The following is a 16,954-nucleotide window of genomic DNA, read 5'->3' on the forward strand; positions in this document are numbered from 1 at the left end:
GGGCGCTCTGGCCCGTGAACCCGACTCCGACCCAGCGCTGGCCGATGTGAGCGGGCTCGAACCGAACACCTGAGGTTTCCGAACCCAGGCTCGGACTCAGTGTCGGAGTGCCCGCTCCTTGCGTTGCCCGTCACCGCTCCGCAGCGGTCGCGCTGTCGTCAGGGCTCTGGTCGCCCTCGCCAGGGTCCCCCACTGCGGGCTCAACGATGTCGGCCTCGGGCGGCGCACCCACGATGAGACCGAAGAACACGTGGTCGACCAGCAGGGCGAGCCGTTCCTGCGGTCGTGCACGGTGGGCGTGTGCCAGGTCGAGGGCGGGGGCCAGAGCGAGCTCGAACAGCCCCCAGGACAGCAGACCGTAGAGAGGCCCGGTCATCCTGGAAGCGCGGAGACGCGAAGGCACCAAGCCGAAGGCCGCGCCTGCCAGCGCACCGTACCCCCAATGTGCGAACTCGATGAACGCCGTCCGCCGGTGCTCAGGGACCGCGCGAAGAACCGTTGGAACACCCTCGAGCAACATGGCCTCGGGGGGCGTCCTCTCGATCACCCCCAGCCCCACCGCCGCCTGGCGCATACCGCTCATCGCCATCGCCGCCACGGCACCACGAGCGGCCCCTCTCAACCAGGGTCGGCGAGGAGGGAGACGAGTTGCGTCCGACATGGCCACCTCCGAGCATCGCTGTTGGTGCGTTCCTGACCAGTTCGAGCGACTCGTACACATGGGGAACGCTCTGTGGAGAAGTGACCGCCCCGTCGACGTCGCTCACGCGGACCGACCCCCTCACGCTCCCTGTTTCAGCAGGGGCTCATCAGGGCAGTCGCTCGCGACGGAGGTCGGCCTGACCGCACTGGACACGGAGGGGGAACCGATGACCGTCCTGTCGCCCTGAGGTCGAGCGCCGCCTACCCCGATTCGGCTCTGGCCAACGGGTCGAGAGTCACTTCCCGGGCCCATGGCCGTTTCCGGCCAGACTCACGTGCGCATGCACGTGCAACTGCACCGCCGGTGATATCACTGGGAACAGACTCCCCCAATCCGGGCGGGGTAGCCGAGGCGCCGTGAACCGGGCGTTCCAGGTCGGATTCGCTTTGCCGCGAACCTCCCGCGATGCCACGGCGCGGCCGCCCGGAACACGGACCGGCTCCGCTTTCGGCCACGCGCTGTAGTTAGGGTGAACGTATGTCGATTTGGGCGCGGGGAGACCGCACGGGGCGCGTCGGGGAGGCCCTCCTGTTGCTGGAGGGTCAGGGGATCATCGACGGGCTGGATGTCCTGCCCGCCGAGGAGAAGCCCTACCGTGTACGCATCCCCGCCGGGATCGTGCACATGGACGAGGACGAGGCGTCCATGTTCGCGTTCGGCGCGGTCGTCGGCTCCTTCGGCAAGCTGGCCCGACAGCCGGCCTGACTCCCGGTCGCGCGGCGCGGTCCCGCCTCCTGCCGGGGGTGACCGTCCGTGGTGGTCCCCGGAGGAGGCTAGCCGCGGCCCATCGTGCGCAGAACCGCGTCGACCAGCAGCTCCCGGAGCATCTCACGGTGCTCGGCGGTGTGCGCGACGGTGAGCTCGTTGTTGAAGGTGGACAGGCACATCCCCACCGTCATCTCGGCCAGCGGCAGCGCCGGACGCCCGTCCTCGGGCAGTTCCTCGACGAAACGGGCCACCTCGATCGCCTCACGGACCGCCTCGATCCACGGTTCGGTCCGCTCGCGCCACCACCTGCGCTGCTCCCCCGGCTCCGCGCCCAGGCCGGAGGCGGCCGCCAGCAGCGCGCCCGACTCCAGCCACAGCGCCATCCAGGCGTCGACCAGGCGGCCCATGTACCCGTCGATGGACTCCATCCGACCGAAGGTGAGGTCCACCTGGGAGGCGAAGGCGGTCAGCCGCACGTCCACGGCGGCCTGGAGCACCTGGTTCTTGTGGTTGTAGTACCGGTAGACGGTGGAACGGTCGATGTCGACGCCCTCGGTGATCTCCTTGTAGGTGACCTGACTGAAGGGCTTGGTCCGCAGCAGTTCCACCAGGCTGTTCTGCAACTGGAGCATGCGCTGTGCGGCGCGGAGGCTTCCGCTGGTCCCCGAACTCGCATCCCGCGGCGCCGTCATACCCGATCCGTCCGTCATGAGCCCCCACGGCCCTCGTGCGTCGTCTGCGCCCTCGAGCTTGCCCCAGATCGGAACGTATGCCAACACGCCGTTGGTCCGCCAGGGAACCCTGTGGGAAGGAGGTCCGTGCTCCCGCCGTCCCCTAGCCCCGGCGGGCGCGGTGCGCGGCCAGGTACTCCCGGTACCAGTGGTAGCTGTCCTTGGGGTGGCGCTCCAGGCTCTGGTAGTCCACGCGCACGAGTCCGAACCTGCGCTCGTACCCGTAGGCCCACTCGAAGTTGTCCAGCAGCGACCACACGAAGTAGCCCCGGACGTCCACTCCCGCCTCAATGGCTCGCCCCAGCGCGGCCAGGTGTTCGCGCAGGTACGCGACGCGGTCCGTGTCGTGGACCCGGCCGTCGTCGTCGGGCGCGTCCGGCTCGGCCGACCCGTTCTCGGTGATGAGGATGGGTGGGAGCCCCGGGTAGCGGCGGTTCAGGTCCACCAGCAGTTCCTCGAAGGTCTCCGGGACCACCGGCCATCCCATGGTGGTGTGCCGCCACGAACCGGTGTACTCCACCTGCTCGGCGCCGACGTCCACGGCGGTGCGCAGCGCAGGGTCCGGTTCGGCGTGCGGGGCGTCGCGGAACATCAGGGGCCGGTAGAAGTTGACACCGAGGAAGTCGAGGGGGCGGCCGATGGTCTCCAGGTCCCCCTCCCTTCGGTGGGGCGCGTCGGCCAGCGCCCCCCAGACCTCGCGCTCGTTGTCGGGGTAGGCACCGGTGAAGAGCGGGTCGAACCAGGTCCGGTTGTGCAGGGTGCGGACACGTTCGACGGCGGCGCGGTCGGCCTCGGAGTCCGTGGCGGGCACCAGGTGGTCGGGGTTGAGCGTGATACCGACCTCCCCGGCCCCGGCGCCGCGCAGCTCCCCGACGGCCTGGCCGTGGGCGAGGAGCAGGTGGTGGGCGGCAGCGAGGGCGCCCGCGCCCTCCCGGGTTCCGGGGGCGTGGCGACCGACCGCGTGCCCGACGAAGGCGCTGCAGAAGGGTTCGTTGAGGGTGATCCAGCGGTCGACCCGGTCGCCGAGGTGGTCGGCGACGATCCTCGCGTACTCGGCGAACCGGTGCGCGGTGTCGCGGACCCGCCATCCGCCCTCGTCCTCCAGGGCCTGGGGGAGGTCCCAGTGGTAGAGGGTGAGGGCGGGCTCGACTCCCGCGTCGAGGAGGGTGTCGACGAGCCGGTCGTAGAAGGCCAGACCCTCGGGGTTGGGGGCTCCGCGGCCGTCGGGCTGGACGCGGGGCCAGGAGACCGAGAACCGGTACAGGTCCACGCCGAGTCCGGCGATCAGGTCGACGTCCTCGGCGTAGCGGTGGTAGTGGTCGCAGGCGACGTCACCGGACTCCCCACGGGCCACTCGCCCGGGGGTACGGCAGTAGGTGTCCCAGATGGACGGGCCGCGGCCGCCCTCGGTGGCGGCGCCCTCGACCTGGTAGGCGGCGGTGGCGGTACCGAACAGCAGGTTCGGGGGAAGTTGCGGTGCGCTCATGGGGGCCTTTCCTTTGGGAGCGCTCCCAAGCCTGCCCGGTGAACCGGTTCCGGGCAACCCCCGAACCAGAGGCGATCCGGATCCGTCACAGTCGTGAGCGCGCCCCGCGATCGCCGGGCACACAGGGAAAGGGAACGGGTTGAGCCACACCGACTACTCACAGATCTTCCTCTCCAGGGACATGTCCCAGGACCGGAGGATCCGCGAACTCCAGGAGAACCTGGACGTCGCGTACTCGCAGATGGCCCGCGACCGCAGCCGTGTGCGGTCCGAGCTGAGCCGTGTCCGGGGCACGCTGGAGCAGCGGTTGGACCGGGTGTCCGCGACCCTGGACGCCTTCATCGAGCTCAGTGACGTGCGCGCCACACTGGCGATGTTCGACAACGCCGCCATCGCCCGCCACCGCACCCTCCAGATGCTGAACGGAACCGCGCTTCCCAGCCTGGAACTCGAGGACGTCCCCGGGTACTGGCTGGTCCCGGCCGCCCGGGGCCTGCACTCCCTGTTGGGCGACGACCTCCCCCGAGCCCGCCTGCACTTCGACGAGGCGGCCCGCGTCGACCCGCTGCGCGCTCGCGGGTTCGCGGCTCTGACGGGCGCGCTCACCCGAGCCGAGCACGCCCGCACCCTGGGCGAGAACGTGTCCGCGGACCTGCTGCCCCGCCTTCCCGATCCCGACTCCGAGGTGACCCGGTGCGAGCGCGCGCTGTGGATCCTCACCGCCGACGGCTCCTTCGGGGACGACGCCCGCGAGCACCTGCTGCTGTCCACCCTGCGCGGCTGGCCCGGGGACGGGGTCCGCAGACCGCTGGTCGACGGATGGTTCGGCTCCGGCACTCCCGCCAACGGCCGGGGCGGGCGCCCCCGCGGACCGCGCGACTCGGGTGCCCTCCCACTCTCCACCACGGCCGCTCCGTGGCGCCAGGCCGCCTCCGACCTCGCCCACCTGCGCGAACGCATCAGCGGCATCACCGACGTGCGCGGGGAGGGCGCCACCTCCGAGACACTCGGTCCGGACCGGGCCAGCTCCGACTTCCTCCAGGACTCCCTGCGTCTGCTCGTGGAGGAGGGCAGCCCGGAGGAGGCTCCCCTGTTGGCCGACGCCAACCGTCTGCGCGCGGTGATCGAGAACAGTGGCCAGGACGAAACCCTTCCGGCGTGGAGCGACGACGTGGGAACGGTGGCCTCGCTCCTCCAGCAGGACCTGACCGGGGAGGACGCACCCCCGCAGCGCCGCACGTTCTCGCTGGTCCTCGTGCGTTCCGCCGTCCTGGACGCCGCCGAGGCACTCGCGAACCGGGCCAACGAACCGTGCCCGGAGACGGCGATCCTGAGGGTGCACGGGGCGGCGATCCAGCTGACGCCTTCCGGAGCGAACCGCCAGCAGGTCGAGGACACACGTGAGCGGCTGCGTCGGCGGGCCGTCCCCGAGGGTGGCCCCCGCCGGTCCTTCTGGGGCGCCTCCGCCGTCACCGGGGTCCTGCTGTTGCTCTCGGTGCTCACCGCCAACGGCCTTCTGTGGGTCCTGACCCTGGCAGGGGCGGCCTCCGCCGGATACGCCCTCTTCCTGTCCGAACGGGAGAAGGCAGACGTCGAGGGCGTGGTCCGGCACCAGAGCCGCCAGCTGGACCAGCAGGTGGACACGGCGGTCAGGGAGTGGCGCCGGACACGGTCGGAGACCGAGGAGCACGCGGTCGCGGCCCGGCACGACCTGGAGGCGATCCGTTCCCTGCTCGCCTCCTGAGCCCGCACACCCCGGTCAGAGCCAGTCGTTGCGTCGGAAGAGCAGATAGAGCAGCAGCGACGAGAGGAACATGAAGACCAGGACGAGCGGCCAGTTGAACACCCAGTGAAAGCCGGGCTGGGGGGCGATGTTCATGCCGAAGATCGACGCGATCAACGTGGGGACGACCAGGATTCCGCCCCAGGACGAGACCTTCTTCATCGCCTCGTTCTGGGCCTGGTCGACCAGGTTGCTCTCCACGGTCATGATGTTGCTCAACAACTGGCGGAACCCCTCGACGTGATCCCTGGCGGCCGCCACGTGATCGGCCACGTCGCGCAGGTGTTCCCTCAGCTCTCCCCTGTGGTGTTCGCCCGGCCGGGGCATGTTGGGACCGAACCGCTCCGGGCTGTCCAGGGGTTCCATGATCTCCTCCAGGACGCGGCCGAGCGGGTCGACCGCCCGTTGCAGCAGGATGATCTGTCGGGCCAGCCTGTAGGTCCGCTGGGAGGCGTCCCGAGCCCCCGCGAAGACGGCGCTCTCCACCTCGTCGATGTCCTCCTGGAGGGCCGCGACGACCGGCGCGTAGTCGTCCACGACCCGATCCAGGACCGCGTAGATCACTCCGAGGGCGCCGTGGCCCATCATGTGGGGTTTGGCCTCCAGGCGCGCGCGGATCCGCTCGAAGTCCACCGAGGGGTCGTGGCGGACGGTGATGACGACGTCCCGGGTGCCGAAGACGTGCACCTCGCCGACACGGATCGTCTCCTTGTCCTCGTCGTAGGTGGCCGGGCGCAGCACCAGGAAGAACACGTCACCGTAGGTCTCGGCCTTGGGCCGCTGGTGGGCGACGATCGCGTCCTCCACCGCCAGGCGGGGCAGGTGGAACTCGCGGGCGGCCTCTCGGAGCTGGTCCCGGTTGGGCTCGGTGAGGCTCACCCAGGCCCCGAGTGAGGGGTCGGCGCGCACCGCCGCGTGCGCCTCGGCGAGGGTGGCCGCCTCGCGCTGTCGCTCACCGGAGCGGTACAGGACGATCCGGCACTCCCCCGGGGGCGCGTCGGCGGGGAGCGCGGCCTCCGCCCGGCCCAGCGCCATGGTGCGTTCGGGCGCGGATTCGGTCATGGTGTGCCCTTCCCTGCCTGACCTGACCTGCCCGATCCTGACGCGGGGTCGGCGCGGGCGCGCCCCGACACGCCGGGGCGACCGGGGGAGGCCGGGAACCGGTGGTGTCCGGGGTCAGCCGGGCAGGCCGGAGGCCCGGATGGTGATGTTGAGCCTGCCGTCCAGCCCGAGGGCGGGGTCGGCGGTACCCGGCCGGGTGCGGGGGACCCCGTGGTAGGCCATGCGGGAGGGCCCGCCGAAGACGAACAGGTCCCCGCTGCGGAGTTCGACGTCGGTGTAGGGGCGGGTGCGGGTCTCGGTGTTGCCGAACCGGAAGACGCAGGTGTCACCGAGGCTGAGGGAGACCACCGGGGCCGGGGAGCGTTCGTCGCGGTCCTGGTGCATGCCCATGCGGGCGTCGGCGTCGTAGAAGTTGACCAGGGCCACGTCGTGGGGGTCACCCTCGTACGGGGCCTCGTAGGCGGCCTCGACGGCGCGGACGGCGAGCTCACCGAGGAGGTCGGGGAAGGGCTGGACGGGGGTGCCGTCGGGCAGGGTCCGAGAATAGGAGTAGGGGACCCAGTGCCAGCCGAGTGAGGTCATGGAGACGCTCATGACCCCACCGCGCGGCATGGGGTGGCGGCGTGTTCCGGCCGGGCCCCGGGCCCACTCACGGCACCTGCGGACCAGGGCGGCCTGGGTGTCCGGGGTGAGCCAACCGGGCAGGTGCACCGCGCCCGGGGCGACGGAGACGGGCGGTCGTCCGAACAGCGCATCGTCCATGGGTCCATCATGCACGGCCCTCGATGCGTCCGCCCGGGAAGGCGCTCCGGGCGGAGGCCGCGCCGCCCGGAGCCCGGTCGGGCGGGGTCAGCGGCGCATGAGGTCGCGGATGTTGACCACCAGCAGCACGACCACGATCAGGACGATCGGGACGGTGATGGCGATGCGCCAGTCCGCGATGAAGGCGGCGACCACGCCCACGATCAACCCGATGACCACCGCGGCGATCGCGATCCCGGTCAGGTACTGGACGAAATTGCGGCGCGCGACGGAGTCGATCGCGGCGAAGGCCAGGACCACTCCGAGCATGGCCCAGAGGGTCATCTGTCCGTGGAGGAGGAACAGCGTCAGCGCCAGCGAGATGAGCAGCAGCGGTGTGCTCAGGGCGACCCACAGGTGAAGGAAGCGGTTGGCACGCTGCTCGCCGGAGGCGTAGGGCATGTGGGGCGCCTTGAGGTGCCCGGTCGGGGACGGCACCAGCGGGGTCTGGCTGTCCAGGGAACGCAGGAGGGTGTCGCGTTCGTCGGCGAGCAGGGCCCGCTTCTCGTAGATCTCCGCCAGCTCCTTCTCCAGTCCCTCGATCCGCTGACCGTACTCGCGGGCGCGCGGCCGGGAGGCGGCCTCCCGGTCCAGGGCCATGCGGGCCGAGTCGAGCTGGCGGAGGCTGTCGCGGCGGCTGACGACGTCGCCGTCCAGTCGGCGCAGACGCGACTCCAGGCCGCGCACGTGGGCGCGCAGTTCGGAGCGTGCGGCGGTCTCGGTGGGCGCGACCTTCTGGAGCCCGACCCATGCCAGCGGATCGGCCCAGGACCGGCGGATGGTGCCGTCACGCTCGTACCGGGGACCGCTGGGGGCGCGCTCGCCCTCGAAGAAGTCCCGGGTGTCACGTCCCCACAGGCCGCGGAAGCCGCGCACCCAGGGGGTGTCCTCGTCGATCAGGACGGCGTTCCACTCGCGGTCGCCGCCGGGGCCGAGCCGTTCGCCGTCGCCGCGCGCGTAGTCGACGAAGGGGACCCCGATGCCGTGCCGGTTGATGGCGGCGTCGGCGCGGAACAGCCGCTGCGTGAACCGGCGCCAGCCGCGCACGAGGCCGCGCAGGAAGGCGGGGTCCACCTGGATGAGGTAGTCGCCGGGGAGCATCTGGTGCGAGTGCGAGCCCGCTCCGACGTAGATGACGGGGTGGACGCCGTCGCGGTGCAGGTCGGGGTCGGCCCAGGAACGGCGCAGGTCGTCGCCGTGGTACTCGTGCGAGGACGCGCCGACCCACACCGGCCGGGTGGTGCCGTCGGGGTTCTCCACCACGTAGACGGTGACGCGCTCCCAGTCGGCCTCGTGGTCGTTGACCCCGCCGTAGATGGTGCGCCAGTCGTTCATGGCGTAGAAGAACCAGTACTGGAGGACGATGTAGCCGCCCTCGCGGGTGACGCGTCCGTAGTAGGTGGCACCGCCGTTGTCCACGCGCTCGCGGTAGCGGGTGACCGCGGCGAAGGTGACGCCGCCGGGAACCGCGCCCCGGATGAGCAGGGAGAGCTTCATCAGGATGTCGAGGACGCGGCCGAGCACGCCCACTGCGGCCAGACGGCCGCTCTTGGGGATCACTGAGCGGGCGATGCCCTTGAAGCGCCGGGCCTCCTCGCGCAGCGACTCCTCCTGGACGAAGCGGAGGTGCTTGTGGCGGCCCGGCCACTCCTCCTCGGCCTGGGAGAGCCGGTCGAGGGTCAGCTCACCGGCGGGGACGATGACGCTTTCGCGTCCGCCGGGCTCCTCGATCCAGAGGCTGCAGCTGCGTACGTAGGCGTCCACTTCGGTGGGGAAGAACAACTCCCCCTTGGTGCACATGAGCACCGGTTCGTGGGCGCGCAGGAGTTCGAGGTCAGATTTGGCCGCCATGATTCGGACCAAGTTAGTGCATGGAAAGGAACGTGCGCGCCCTGGGACGCGCTGCGGCGGGGTGGGACGTGTCATGCCGCCGATCGGTCCGGGCTGGTCCGCATCGGGTCCGACGCCGTCACCGTTCCCAGGCGACGCTCCTCGTTCCGGTGGTCCCACCACTGGCGCGGGGCCGGGGGCGCTGACCCGCTCACCCTTGGGTGGCGGCACGGTGACGGTCCCCCGCCGCGCCGCGTCCACCCTCTTGGGGGCACGCGGCGAGGGACCGGGTTCAGGCGGCCCGCTCGGGCTCGCGGTCGTGCGGGCCCTCGTCGGCGGGCGCCGAGGGGAACCGTACTCGGTCCACGATCTCCGGGAGGGGCGCACCGGTGTGCCCGCCGCCCGGGGCGTTCGCCGGAGCGGTGCCGTGGCGGCGCGTCCGCACGGGCTCGCTCCGGGGGACGGCGGGCCGGGGACTGCGGTCCCCCCGGGCGGCGCCGATCCCCGCGACCACCACCAGGGCCATGCCCACCAGCTGCACGGTGACGGGTGCCTGGCCGATGACGATCATGCCCATCACCAGGGCCACGGCGGGTTCGAGGCTGGAGAAGGTGCTGTATCCGGTCCGGCTCATCCTCTGGAGGGCGATCATCTCCAGCAGGAACGGCACCATCGGGAAGAGCAGAGCGATGAGCAGCGTGAACACGATGAGTTCGAGGTTCGGTTCGGCGATGGCGGCCGGGGCGCCCAGGGGTGCGGTGACCAGCGCGCCCACGGTCATCGCCAGGGCGAGGCCGTGCACGGCGCCGAACCCGGCACCGACTCGTTGCGTGAGCACGATGTAGCCGACCACGCAGACCGCACCGGCCAGCGCGAAGCCGATGCCCGCAAGGTCGAGTTCGCTCTGCCAGGGGCGCGTCAGGCAGACCACGCCGACCACGGCCGCGACGATCCACACGAGCTCGCGGCGGCGGCGCATGGCCGCGACGGCGACCACGAGGGTGCCGAGGAACTCGATGGAGGTTGCGGTGCCGAGCTCGATCCGCGCCGTCGCCTCGGAGTAGAACAGCATCATCCCCGCGCTCGCTGTGCCCAGGATCACCACGGCACCCAGCTCGCGCGGTGTCGCCGCGCGCACGGCCCGCCACAGGGAGGGACCGCCGAGCACCAGGAGAAGGAGCGCGGCCCACGTCAGCCGGAGCCAGGTGACCGTCGCCGGACTCGCGTGGGCGAAGGCGGTCACGGCCAGGGCGCTGCCCGTGTGCAGCGTGAACATGGCGACGAGCAGCATCAACGGCGCCGGGACCCGGATCCGGGCACGGCGGGGCGAGGAGAGGAAGGAGGGGATCACCCGACCATTGGACTCATTTCGTTCGTTTCTGTCCACGGACTGATGGTTGACGAACCATGTAGTTTTGGTTGATGGATTTCACGCGACTCCGCCTGCTCGTCGAACTGGAACGACTCGGGACCATGGCCGCCGTGTCCGAGGTCACAGGCATGAGTACGTCGGCCGTCTCGAAGCACTTCGCCGTCCTGGAGAAGGAGGCCGGGGTTCCCCTCCTCGCCCCGGACGGGCGGCGGGTGCGGCTCACCCCCGCGGGGCGCCGACTCGCGGAGCACGCCGTGGACATCCTCGCCCGGGTGGAGGCGGCCCAGGCCGAGTTCGACGGCGACACCGACCCCGTCGGTCGCGTCGACCTGGTGATGTACACGTCGGCGGCGCCGATCGTGCTCCCCGCGGTGCGCCGTCTGCGGCGCGACCACCCCGGGATCGACATCCGTCTGACCGAGTACGAGTCCGACCAGGCGCTGGATCTGCTCCAGGACGGGGGCGCGGATCTGGGGGTGGTGTACCAGTACAGTCTTCTCCCCCGGGAATTCCCGGGCACGCTCACGGTGTACCCGGTGGGCACTGAGGCGCTCCTGCTCTCCCAGCCCTCCGAGGGGGCGGACAGTCGGACACTGACCCGGCGCCGCTTACGCGAGCTCGCCCACGCCTCCTGGATCGCCAGCCCCTTCCGAGGGGACGAGGAGGCGCTCCTGCAACGGATGTGCGCCGATGCCGGGTTCACCCCGAGGATCAGGCACCGCGTGGACACCCTGGAGCTGTTCGAGGAGCTGGTGGCCACCGGTGTGGGCGTGGGCGTGGTGCCACGGCTGTCGACCTCCACCCGGCGCGGGGTCGCGCATGCGCCCCTGGGAGAGCTGGGCGGCTTCCGCCAGGTGTACCTCGCCGGGCGCACCGGCGGTTGGGCCTGGCGGCCGATCCGCGTGGTGGCCTCCTACCTGCACCAGGCCGCCGAGGACGTGTTGGACGAGGTGGCGCCGCTCCCCTTCTGACCCCGCCGCCAAGGAGACGGCTCCCGGGAGCCCCCGGTTCAGCCCGCGATGGCGAAGGGACCCACCGAAGGGACCGGGACCTTGCTGGCGGCCTCGCGGATCGCGGTGAGCAGCGGCTCGGGGGTGGACCCGGCCCGGGACAGGACGACGATGTGGCGGCGCGCGGTCTCGCGTACCCCCCGTACGACGATCTGCGGGTGGTTGAGCCCGGTCCACGCCAGCCTCGGCATGAGGGCGACCCCCAGGCCCGCCTGGACCATGGAGAAGACGGCGCTGAAGTCGTCGACCGTGTGCACGACCCGGGGCTGGAACCCGGCCTGGTTGGCGGCGGCCGTCACGCAGGAGTTCCAAGCCGTACCCGGACCGGACATGATCCAGTCCTCGTCGGCCAGGTCCTCGGCCAGGTGCAGGCTGGTCCGGGTGGCCAGGGGGTGCTGGTAGGGCAGGATCGCGTCGAAGAGCTCGACCATGACCGGATCGCTGCGGAAGTCCGGGTCGCCCGCCGCGGGCAGGTGGCTGGTGGACATGGTGACGGCCACGTCCAGTCGGCCGGAGCGCACCATTTCGGCGCTCTCCTCGGGTTCGGCCTGCACGACCTCGAAGTTCCAGCCGGGGTGGCTGGTACGCAGGCGGGCCAGGGCCGGGGCGACGAGGTCGCTGATGCCGGTGGAGAAGGAACCCACCCGCACGACACCGCGGTCGCCGTCGGAGTACTCGGCCAGGTCGGCGGCGGCGCGCTCCATCTCCGCGAAGATGACGTGCGCACGCTTGAGCAGGACCCGGGCGGCACCGGTGAGCAGGAAGCGACGGCCCTGGCGTTCGACGAGGGGGACCCCGGCCTCCTTGGCCAGGGCGGCGAGCTGCTGGGAGACCGCCGACGGAGTGACGTTGAGCGCCTCCGCGGTGGCTGCCACCGTGCGGTGGTGGTCAAGGGCCTGAAGGAGCTGCAACCGCCGAACGTCGATCATGCTGCCTAATTTAGGACAGAACGAACAGGTTTCGATGGTGTTCCGGTCTGATTACCGACTCTTTGATGGTGATTCCTTACACATCGTCCACCAGTGTCCGCTTCCGGTCGCACCGGAGCACCCTGAAGAAAGATTTCATTTTTTTCTCCATCAGAGATGTCGCGCAGGCTTTTTCCCCGTGTCGCCCCCGCTCCGGTTGATACCGGCACGTACAGTCAGACCCACAGCTCAACCAAGGAGGTGCGGAGTGCACCTTCCCAGGGACAGCACCCCATGCTGGTGGAACGGGTGAGAAGAAAATGCAAACTTCGCTGATGACCAAACCTCGTTCAAGGAACGTCGACGTTCTCGGCTTCCGCTACCTCGGCGCCCACGAGGTGGAGGAGCTCGCCGACCTGTGGGGTGCCCAGCACCAGCAGCACACGGTGACGGCTCCGCACCTGGAGGACATCATCAGCGCGGTGAGCCTGGACGAGTCCTGGCGGCGGCGCCGCGCCCAGTACCTGGCCTGGCTCCGCGACCCCGACACCATGGCGATCCTCGCCGAGCACGACGGCGACCTCGCCGGGTACGCGATGGTCACCGTCCGCGAGAGCGCGCAGGGCAGCTGGGACCGGGGCGAGCGGGTCGCCGTCGTGCAGACCTTCGCCATCGACCCCGACTACACCGGGACCGGGGTGGGCTCCAAGCTCCTGGAGGAGGTCCGCCGGCAGCTCGCCGCCACGGGCATCCGTGACATCGAGTTCTCCGCTCTGGCCACCGCATCCGAGGACATCAGCTTCCTGGAACAGGAGGGGTTCCGCCCCTTCGTCACCACGATGGTCTGCCGCGTGGACGGCTTCGGCGCCCACGACTGAACACCCACCGCCCTCACCGCCGGTGAAGCGGTGAGGGCTCCGCGAACGAGCCCCCGCGCGGTCATACCCACGTCCCGCGCGGGGGCTTCTCCCTGCCCGGGACGGGCCCGCCCCCGTGACTCCCGTCCACGGCCCCCGCTCCCCCACCGCGCCCACGAGTGATCCGGCTCGCGCTCCGTCCGGCGACACCCCGCGACACACCCCGGCGCGGGCGGACCGCGAAGCGCTACGCTCGGGCCCGTGGCCTCCTCCGACTCCAGCACCTGCATCTTCCCCGGCTGTACCCGCCCGGTTCCCCGGGGTTCCTCCCCCGGTCGCCCTCCGCAGTACTGCGACCTGCCCGAACACACCCGCTGGCGGGCGTGGAAGGAACGGCAGCGGCTCGCTCAGGAGGCCGAGAACGCCGAGGAGGCGGCCCGCGCCGAGCCGGAGGAGAAGACGGCGGCCGCAGCACCCGCGCAGGGCGGGGAGCCCGTGACCGCCGCGCGACTGCGCGCGGACGACCTCCTCACGAGGTTCGCCGTCCAGGCCGAACAGCTCAGCGCCACGCTCGACTCGGCGACCGAGGCCTTCTCGACGATGTCCGACCCGGCCGCCGCCGAGGCCCAGGTGGAGGCGGCCCGGCTGGCCGCCTCCCGTCAGGTGTCGGAGGCCGACTCCGCCCGGTTGGAGGCGGAGAACCGGCGCCGTGAGGCCGAGGCGGCCCGCCGCTCGGCGGAGGAGACCACCGCCGCCGCCGTGTCGGCCACCCAGGAGGCCGAACGCATGGCCGAGGAGGCCCTGCTCCGCAGGGACACCGCCGAGACCGAACGCGAACACCAGGCCGAACTGGCCCGCACCGCCGTGGCCGAGCGCGACGCGGCCGTGGCCGAGGCCAACGCCGGGCTGGCCGCCGCCGAGCACCGGATCACCGAGACCGCTGAACGGGCCCGTACCGAACTCCTGCGGGAGAGGGCCGAATCCGCCGAGCGCCTGGAACGGGTGCAGGTGGAGGCCGAGCGCCTGCGCACCGACCTGGCCGAGCAGTCCCGGCGTCGGGACGAGGCGGAACTGGCCGAGCGCGGCGCCCTGGCCCGGGCCGAGCACGCCGAGGAACAGGCCGCCCGCAACGCCGCGGCCCTGGAGACCGAGCGCGCCCGGTTCGGCACCGAACTGGAGCGCGCCCACCAGAGGGCGGAGTCCGACCGGGCCGCCGCGGAGGCCGAGCGGGCCCGGCTCACCGCCGAACTGGAACGCCTGACCACCGAGCTGGACGCCCAGCGCCGCAACGCGGAACTCACCCTCACCGAGGCCCGGGAGGCCGCGGCCGCGCGCCTGTCCGTGGCGGAGGAGGCGCGGGACCGCGCGCTGGAGCGGGCCGAGAGGGCCGAGACCGACCTCAGAGGGGCCAGGGAGGCCGCCGCCCAGAGTGCCTGATCGAGCACATCTGCGACCTACGTGCCCTTTCGTCACGGTATTTCGGCTTAGGATGGCCACGTGCGAGATCTGGGAACCACTGGCGAGACCGGCCCGATGAACCTGGGCGGGGAGGAGTCCGCCAAGACCCCGGAACGCGTCACGGTGGGTGAGCGTCCGCGACCGCGCGTCAACCTCAAGGCCATCTTCGGCCTGGAGGCGGGCCCCTGGGCCTGGACCACCGCACTCCAGGCCGCCATCGCGATGACCGTGTCCTTCGCCCTGGCCTCGGTCATCTTCGGACCCCAGATCGGCACCCTCGCCGCCCTGGGCTCCATGACCGTCCTGTACGAGAAGAAGACCCCCTACGCCTACCGCGCCGCGGCCCTGGCCCTGGTCGGACTGGGGTTCGTCGCGGCCGTGACCGTCAACTCGTTGGCCGCCTCACTCTCCCCGTGGGCGGCCGTGGCCTCCATCGGGCTGACCGCCGGGGTCGCCACCTGGGTGTGTGCCGCCTGGCGGGTGGACAAGCCCGGAACGATGTTCTTCGTGCTGGTCGCCACCATCTCCACCATCGCCCCCGGCGGCCTGGCCGAGGTGCCCCTGCACGCGCTGGTCGCCGCGCTCGGTGCCGCCGTCGGGTGGGCGGTCTCGATGTCCGGCGCCCCGCTGCGTGCCCGCCACCCCGAGTACAGGGCGGTGGCCGCGGCCTACCGGGGGCTGGCCACCCTGCTGCGGGCGGTGGGGACGGCCGAACTCGACCACGCGCAGCACGCGGCGTCGGTGGCGCTCGCCGAGGCGTGGCGAATCGTACTGCTCGGCCAGACGCGCGGCTACCGCACCACGACCGAGGCCGCGCGACTGCGGGCACTGCTGCGGTGGGTCTCCGACATCCATCTGGCCGCGACCCAGGTGTGCATGGCCCGGCCCACCGCGCTGCCCGAGGAGGCGGCGGACTTCGCCGACCAGATGGCCCTGGCCGTCGCCGACCCGGCCAGCGCGCCCGATCCGGACTCCCTGGACGACCTGCGCCGCGGCATGCGCCCCCGTTCCCTTGAGGCGCGCCTGTACAACCTCCTGTCGCGCGCGGCCCAGTCCGCACGGCGCGGCTCCGACGAGGAGGAGAACGACGACGACCGGCGCACCGCCGACCTCCACGACGACCGCTACCCCGCGCTGTGGAGCTCGCTGCGCTCCAGTCTGAGCGGCGACTCCCTGATCCGACCGACCGCGCTGCGCATGTGGCTGACGGTGACGCTCGCGGGCGCGTTCGGGCTCTCGATGGGCCTGGACCACTACTACTGGGTGGCCCTGACCACCACGGCGGTCCTCCAGGGCGGCAACGTGGTGCTGACCCTGAACCGTTCGGTCCAGCGTTCGCTGGGCACCCTGCTGGGTGTGCTCGGCGGCGTCGCGCTGCTCACGTTGGACCTGCCCCTGGTCGTGGTCATCCTCGCCGCCGGGCTGCTCCAGGGCGCCACCCAGCTGGTGGTGGGGCGCAACTTCTTCTACGGCTCGGTGCTGCTGACCCCGATGGCGCTGTTGCTGTCGTACACCGCCAACCCGTACCCCGTCACCGAACTCGCGGGTTCCAGGATCATCGACACCCTGGTGGGTTCGGCCTTCGGCCTGGTGGGTGCGCTGCTGCTGTGGCGTCGGGCCTCGGCCACCCGGTTGCCGCAGGCCATCGCGAACGTTCTGGCGAGCACCCGCCAGTGCATGATGGCGGTGCTGGACCAGGACGTGGAGATCACCGAGGAGCGCCGCTACCGTCTGCGCCGCGACATGCGGGCTGCCCTGGTCAGCCTGCGCGGGGTGTACGACAGCGCCATCGGCGACGTCCCCCGCGCCGCCTCCACGCGCCCGCTGTGGCCCGTGGTGGTGGCCACCCAGAGAATCGGCTACCTGGCCCTGGCCGCGCTGTCGCAGGACCGCAGCCCGAACCCCGCGGGCACCATCACCCTCCAGCGGGTGGACCTGGCCTTCCACGAGCTCATCTCCGCGATGGAGGAACGCCGCACCCCGAGGCTGGGCGCGCTGCCGCGCCTGCCCGCCTATCCGAGGATCAACATGGAGCTGCGGGCGCTGGCCAACTCGATGACCAGCGCCGTCGCCCAGGACGAGCGTTCCGCTCAGCAGGAGGCCGAGCGCCGGGCCCAACGCGAGCGGCGCCGCGCCCAGAAGGACGTCGACGCCGACCTGTAGCCGCGGGAGGGTCGGGGCGCCCCTCCGTCCGGTGCGGGGCGCGGAGCCCTAGGTGTACTGACCTGAGAGGTTAGGAACACGG

The 16,954-nt window shown here is 71.6% G+C and carries 14 protein-coding genes; 6 read left to right on the forward strand and 8 right to left on the reverse strand.

The genetic code is table 11. The annotated features are described in order from the left end of the window. Window positions 1-130: 130 nt before the first annotated feature. Complete coding sequence (locus tag D452_RS0108145; RefSeq protein WP_040693376.1) at window positions 131-589, reverse strand: hypothetical protein; 459 nt, start codon at window positions 587-589, stop codon at window positions 131-133. Between the two features lie 591 nt (window positions 590-1,180). On the opposite strand from D452_RS0108145, the gene D452_RS27925 reads away from it, so the two are divergent. Further along, window positions 1,181-1,408 (forward strand): hypothetical protein, encoded by a 228-nt coding sequence (locus D452_RS27925; RefSeq protein ID WP_040693363.1) that lies wholly within the window; start codon window positions 1,181-1,183, stop codon window positions 1,406-1,408. A gap of 68 nt (window positions 1,409-1,476) precedes the next feature. On the opposite strand, the gene D452_RS0108155 is transcribed toward D452_RS27925, so the two are convergent. Both D452_RS0108155 and D452_RS0108160 read right to left on the reverse strand, forming a co-directional pair. Continuing rightward, on the reverse strand, window positions 1,477-2,043 hold the full coding sequence (locus tag D452_RS0108155) for a TetR/AcrR family transcriptional regulator (RefSeq protein WP_017543663.1): 567 nt from the start codon (window positions 2,041-2,043) through the stop codon (window positions 1,477-1,479). Window positions 2,044-2,245: 202 nt separating this feature from the next. Next, entirely contained in the window at window positions 2,246-3,628 is a 1,383-nt protein-coding gene (locus D452_RS0108160) for a GH1 family beta-glucosidase (RefSeq protein WP_017543664.1), read from the reverse strand. A 139-nt stretch (window positions 3,629-3,767) separates the two neighbouring features. Between D452_RS0108160 and D452_RS0108165 the strand changes: the two genes are divergently transcribed. Continuing rightward, window positions 3,768-5,372 carry a hypothetical protein gene (locus D452_RS0108165; protein WP_017543665.1) on the forward strand — a complete coding sequence of 535 codons (1,605 nt, stop codon included), beginning with the start codon at window positions 3,768-3,770 and terminating at the stop codon, window positions 5,370-5,372. Between the two features lie 15 nt (window positions 5,373-5,387). Here the strand turns inward: D452_RS0108165 and D452_RS0108170 are convergent, their stop codons facing one another. The 4 genes from D452_RS0108170 to D452_RS0108185 form a co-directional block, all read right to left on the reverse strand. Then, a complete protein-coding gene (locus D452_RS0108170; protein ID WP_017543666.1) occupies window positions 5,388-6,473 on the reverse strand; it encodes a magnesium and cobalt transport protein CorA in 1,086 nt (361 codons plus the stop codon). A 114-nt stretch (window positions 6,474-6,587) separates the two neighbouring features. After that, window positions 6,588-7,235: an alpha-ketoglutarate-dependent dioxygenase AlkB family protein gene (locus tag D452_RS0108175; protein WP_017543667.1), complete on the reverse strand. Its 648-nt coding sequence runs from the start codon at window positions 7,233-7,235 to the stop codon at window positions 6,588-6,590. An 87-nt stretch (window positions 7,236-7,322) separates the two neighbouring features. Next, window positions 7,323-9,125, reverse strand: coding sequence for a hypothetical protein (locus D452_RS0108180; protein ID WP_017543668.1), 1,803 nt, complete (start codon window positions 9,123-9,125; stop codon window positions 7,323-7,325). A gap of 271 nt (window positions 9,126-9,396) precedes the next feature. Then, window positions 9,397-10,455 carry an EamA family transporter gene (locus tag D452_RS0108185; protein WP_017543669.1) on the reverse strand — a complete coding sequence of 353 codons (1,059 nt, stop codon included), beginning with the start codon at window positions 10,453-10,455 and terminating at the stop codon, window positions 9,397-9,399. A 71-nt stretch (window positions 10,456-10,526) separates the two neighbouring features. Here D452_RS0108185 and D452_RS0108190 point away from each other — a divergent pair, with 71 nt between their 5' ends. Beyond that, complete coding sequence (locus D452_RS0108190; protein ID WP_017543670.1) at window positions 10,527-11,447, forward strand: LysR family transcriptional regulator; 921 nt, start codon at window positions 10,527-10,529, stop codon at window positions 11,445-11,447. Between the two features lie 38 nt (window positions 11,448-11,485). Here the strand turns inward: D452_RS0108190 and D452_RS0108195 are convergent, their stop codons facing one another. Next, the gene (locus D452_RS0108195; RefSeq protein ID WP_017543671.1) at window positions 11,486-12,415 is read right to left on the reverse strand and encodes a LysR family transcriptional regulator; all 930 of its coding nucleotides are present in this window, start codon (window positions 12,413-12,415) and stop codon (window positions 11,486-11,488) included. Between the two features lie 314 nt (window positions 12,416-12,729). Between D452_RS0108195 and D452_RS0108200 the strand changes: the two genes are divergently transcribed. From D452_RS0108200 to D452_RS0108210, 3 genes are all read left to right on the forward strand, one after another. After that, a complete protein-coding gene (locus D452_RS0108200; protein ID WP_017543672.1) occupies window positions 12,730-13,272 on the forward strand; it encodes a GNAT family N-acetyltransferase in 543 nt (180 codons plus the stop codon). Between the two features lie 240 nt (window positions 13,273-13,512). Further along, window positions 13,513-14,688 (forward strand): coiled-coil domain-containing protein, encoded by a 1,176-nt coding sequence (locus tag D452_RS0108205; protein ID WP_017543673.1) that lies wholly within the window; start codon window positions 13,513-13,515, stop codon window positions 14,686-14,688. Between the two features lie 96 nt (window positions 14,689-14,784). Beyond that, entirely contained in the window at window positions 14,785-16,872 is a 2,088-nt protein-coding gene (locus tag D452_RS0108210) for an FUSC family protein (protein WP_017543674.1), read from the forward strand. Window positions 16,873-16,954: the final 82 nt, after the last annotated feature.

This window comes from Nocardiopsis prasina DSM 43845 (assembly GCF_000341265.1).
GTDB classification, from domain to species: Bacteria; Actinomycetota; Actinomycetes; order Streptosporangiales; family Streptosporangiaceae; genus Nocardiopsis; species Nocardiopsis prasina.

Excerpts from the sequence above, each read along its gene's own strand:
- D452_RS0108145 (WP_040693376.1), bottom strand. The coding sequence starts at position 589 with ATGGCGATGAGCGGTATGCGCCAGGCGGCGGTGGGGCTGGGGGTGATC.
- D452_RS0108160 (WP_017543664.1), bottom strand. The coding sequence starts at position 3,628 with ATGAGCGCACCGCAACTTCCCCCGAACCTGCTGTTCGGTACCGCCACC.
- D452_RS0108190 (WP_017543670.1), top strand. The coding sequence starts at position 10,527 with ATGGATTTCACGCGACTCCGCCTGCTCGTCGAACTGGAACGACTCGGG.
- D452_RS27925 (WP_040693363.1), top strand. The coding sequence starts at position 1,181 with ATGTCGATTTGGGCGCGGGGAGACCGCACGGGGCGCGTCGGGGAGGCC.
- D452_RS0108170 (WP_017543666.1), bottom strand. The coding sequence starts at position 6,473 with ATGACCGAATCCGCGCCCGAACGCACCATGGCGCTGGGCCGGGCGGAG.
- D452_RS0108195 (WP_017543671.1), bottom strand. The coding sequence starts at position 12,415 with ATGATCGACGTTCGGCGGTTGCAGCTCCTTCAGGCCCTTGACCACCAC.
- D452_RS0108180 (WP_017543668.1), bottom strand. The coding sequence starts at position 9,125 with ATGGCGGCCAAATCTGACCTCGAACTCCTGCGCGCCCACGAACCGGTG.
- D452_RS0108210 (WP_017543674.1), top strand. The coding sequence starts at position 14,785 with ATGAACCTGGGCGGGGAGGAGTCCGCCAAGACCCCGGAACGCGTCACG.
- D452_RS0108175 (WP_017543667.1), bottom strand. The coding sequence starts at position 7,235 with ATGGACGATGCGCTGTTCGGACGACCGCCCGTCTCCGTCGCCCCGGGC.
- D452_RS0108200 (WP_017543672.1), top strand. The coding sequence starts at position 12,730 with ATGACCAAACCTCGTTCAAGGAACGTCGACGTTCTCGGCTTCCGCTAC.
- D452_RS0108155 (WP_017543663.1), bottom strand. The coding sequence starts at position 2,043 with ATGCTCCAGTTGCAGAACAGCCTGGTGGAACTGCTGCGGACCAAGCCC.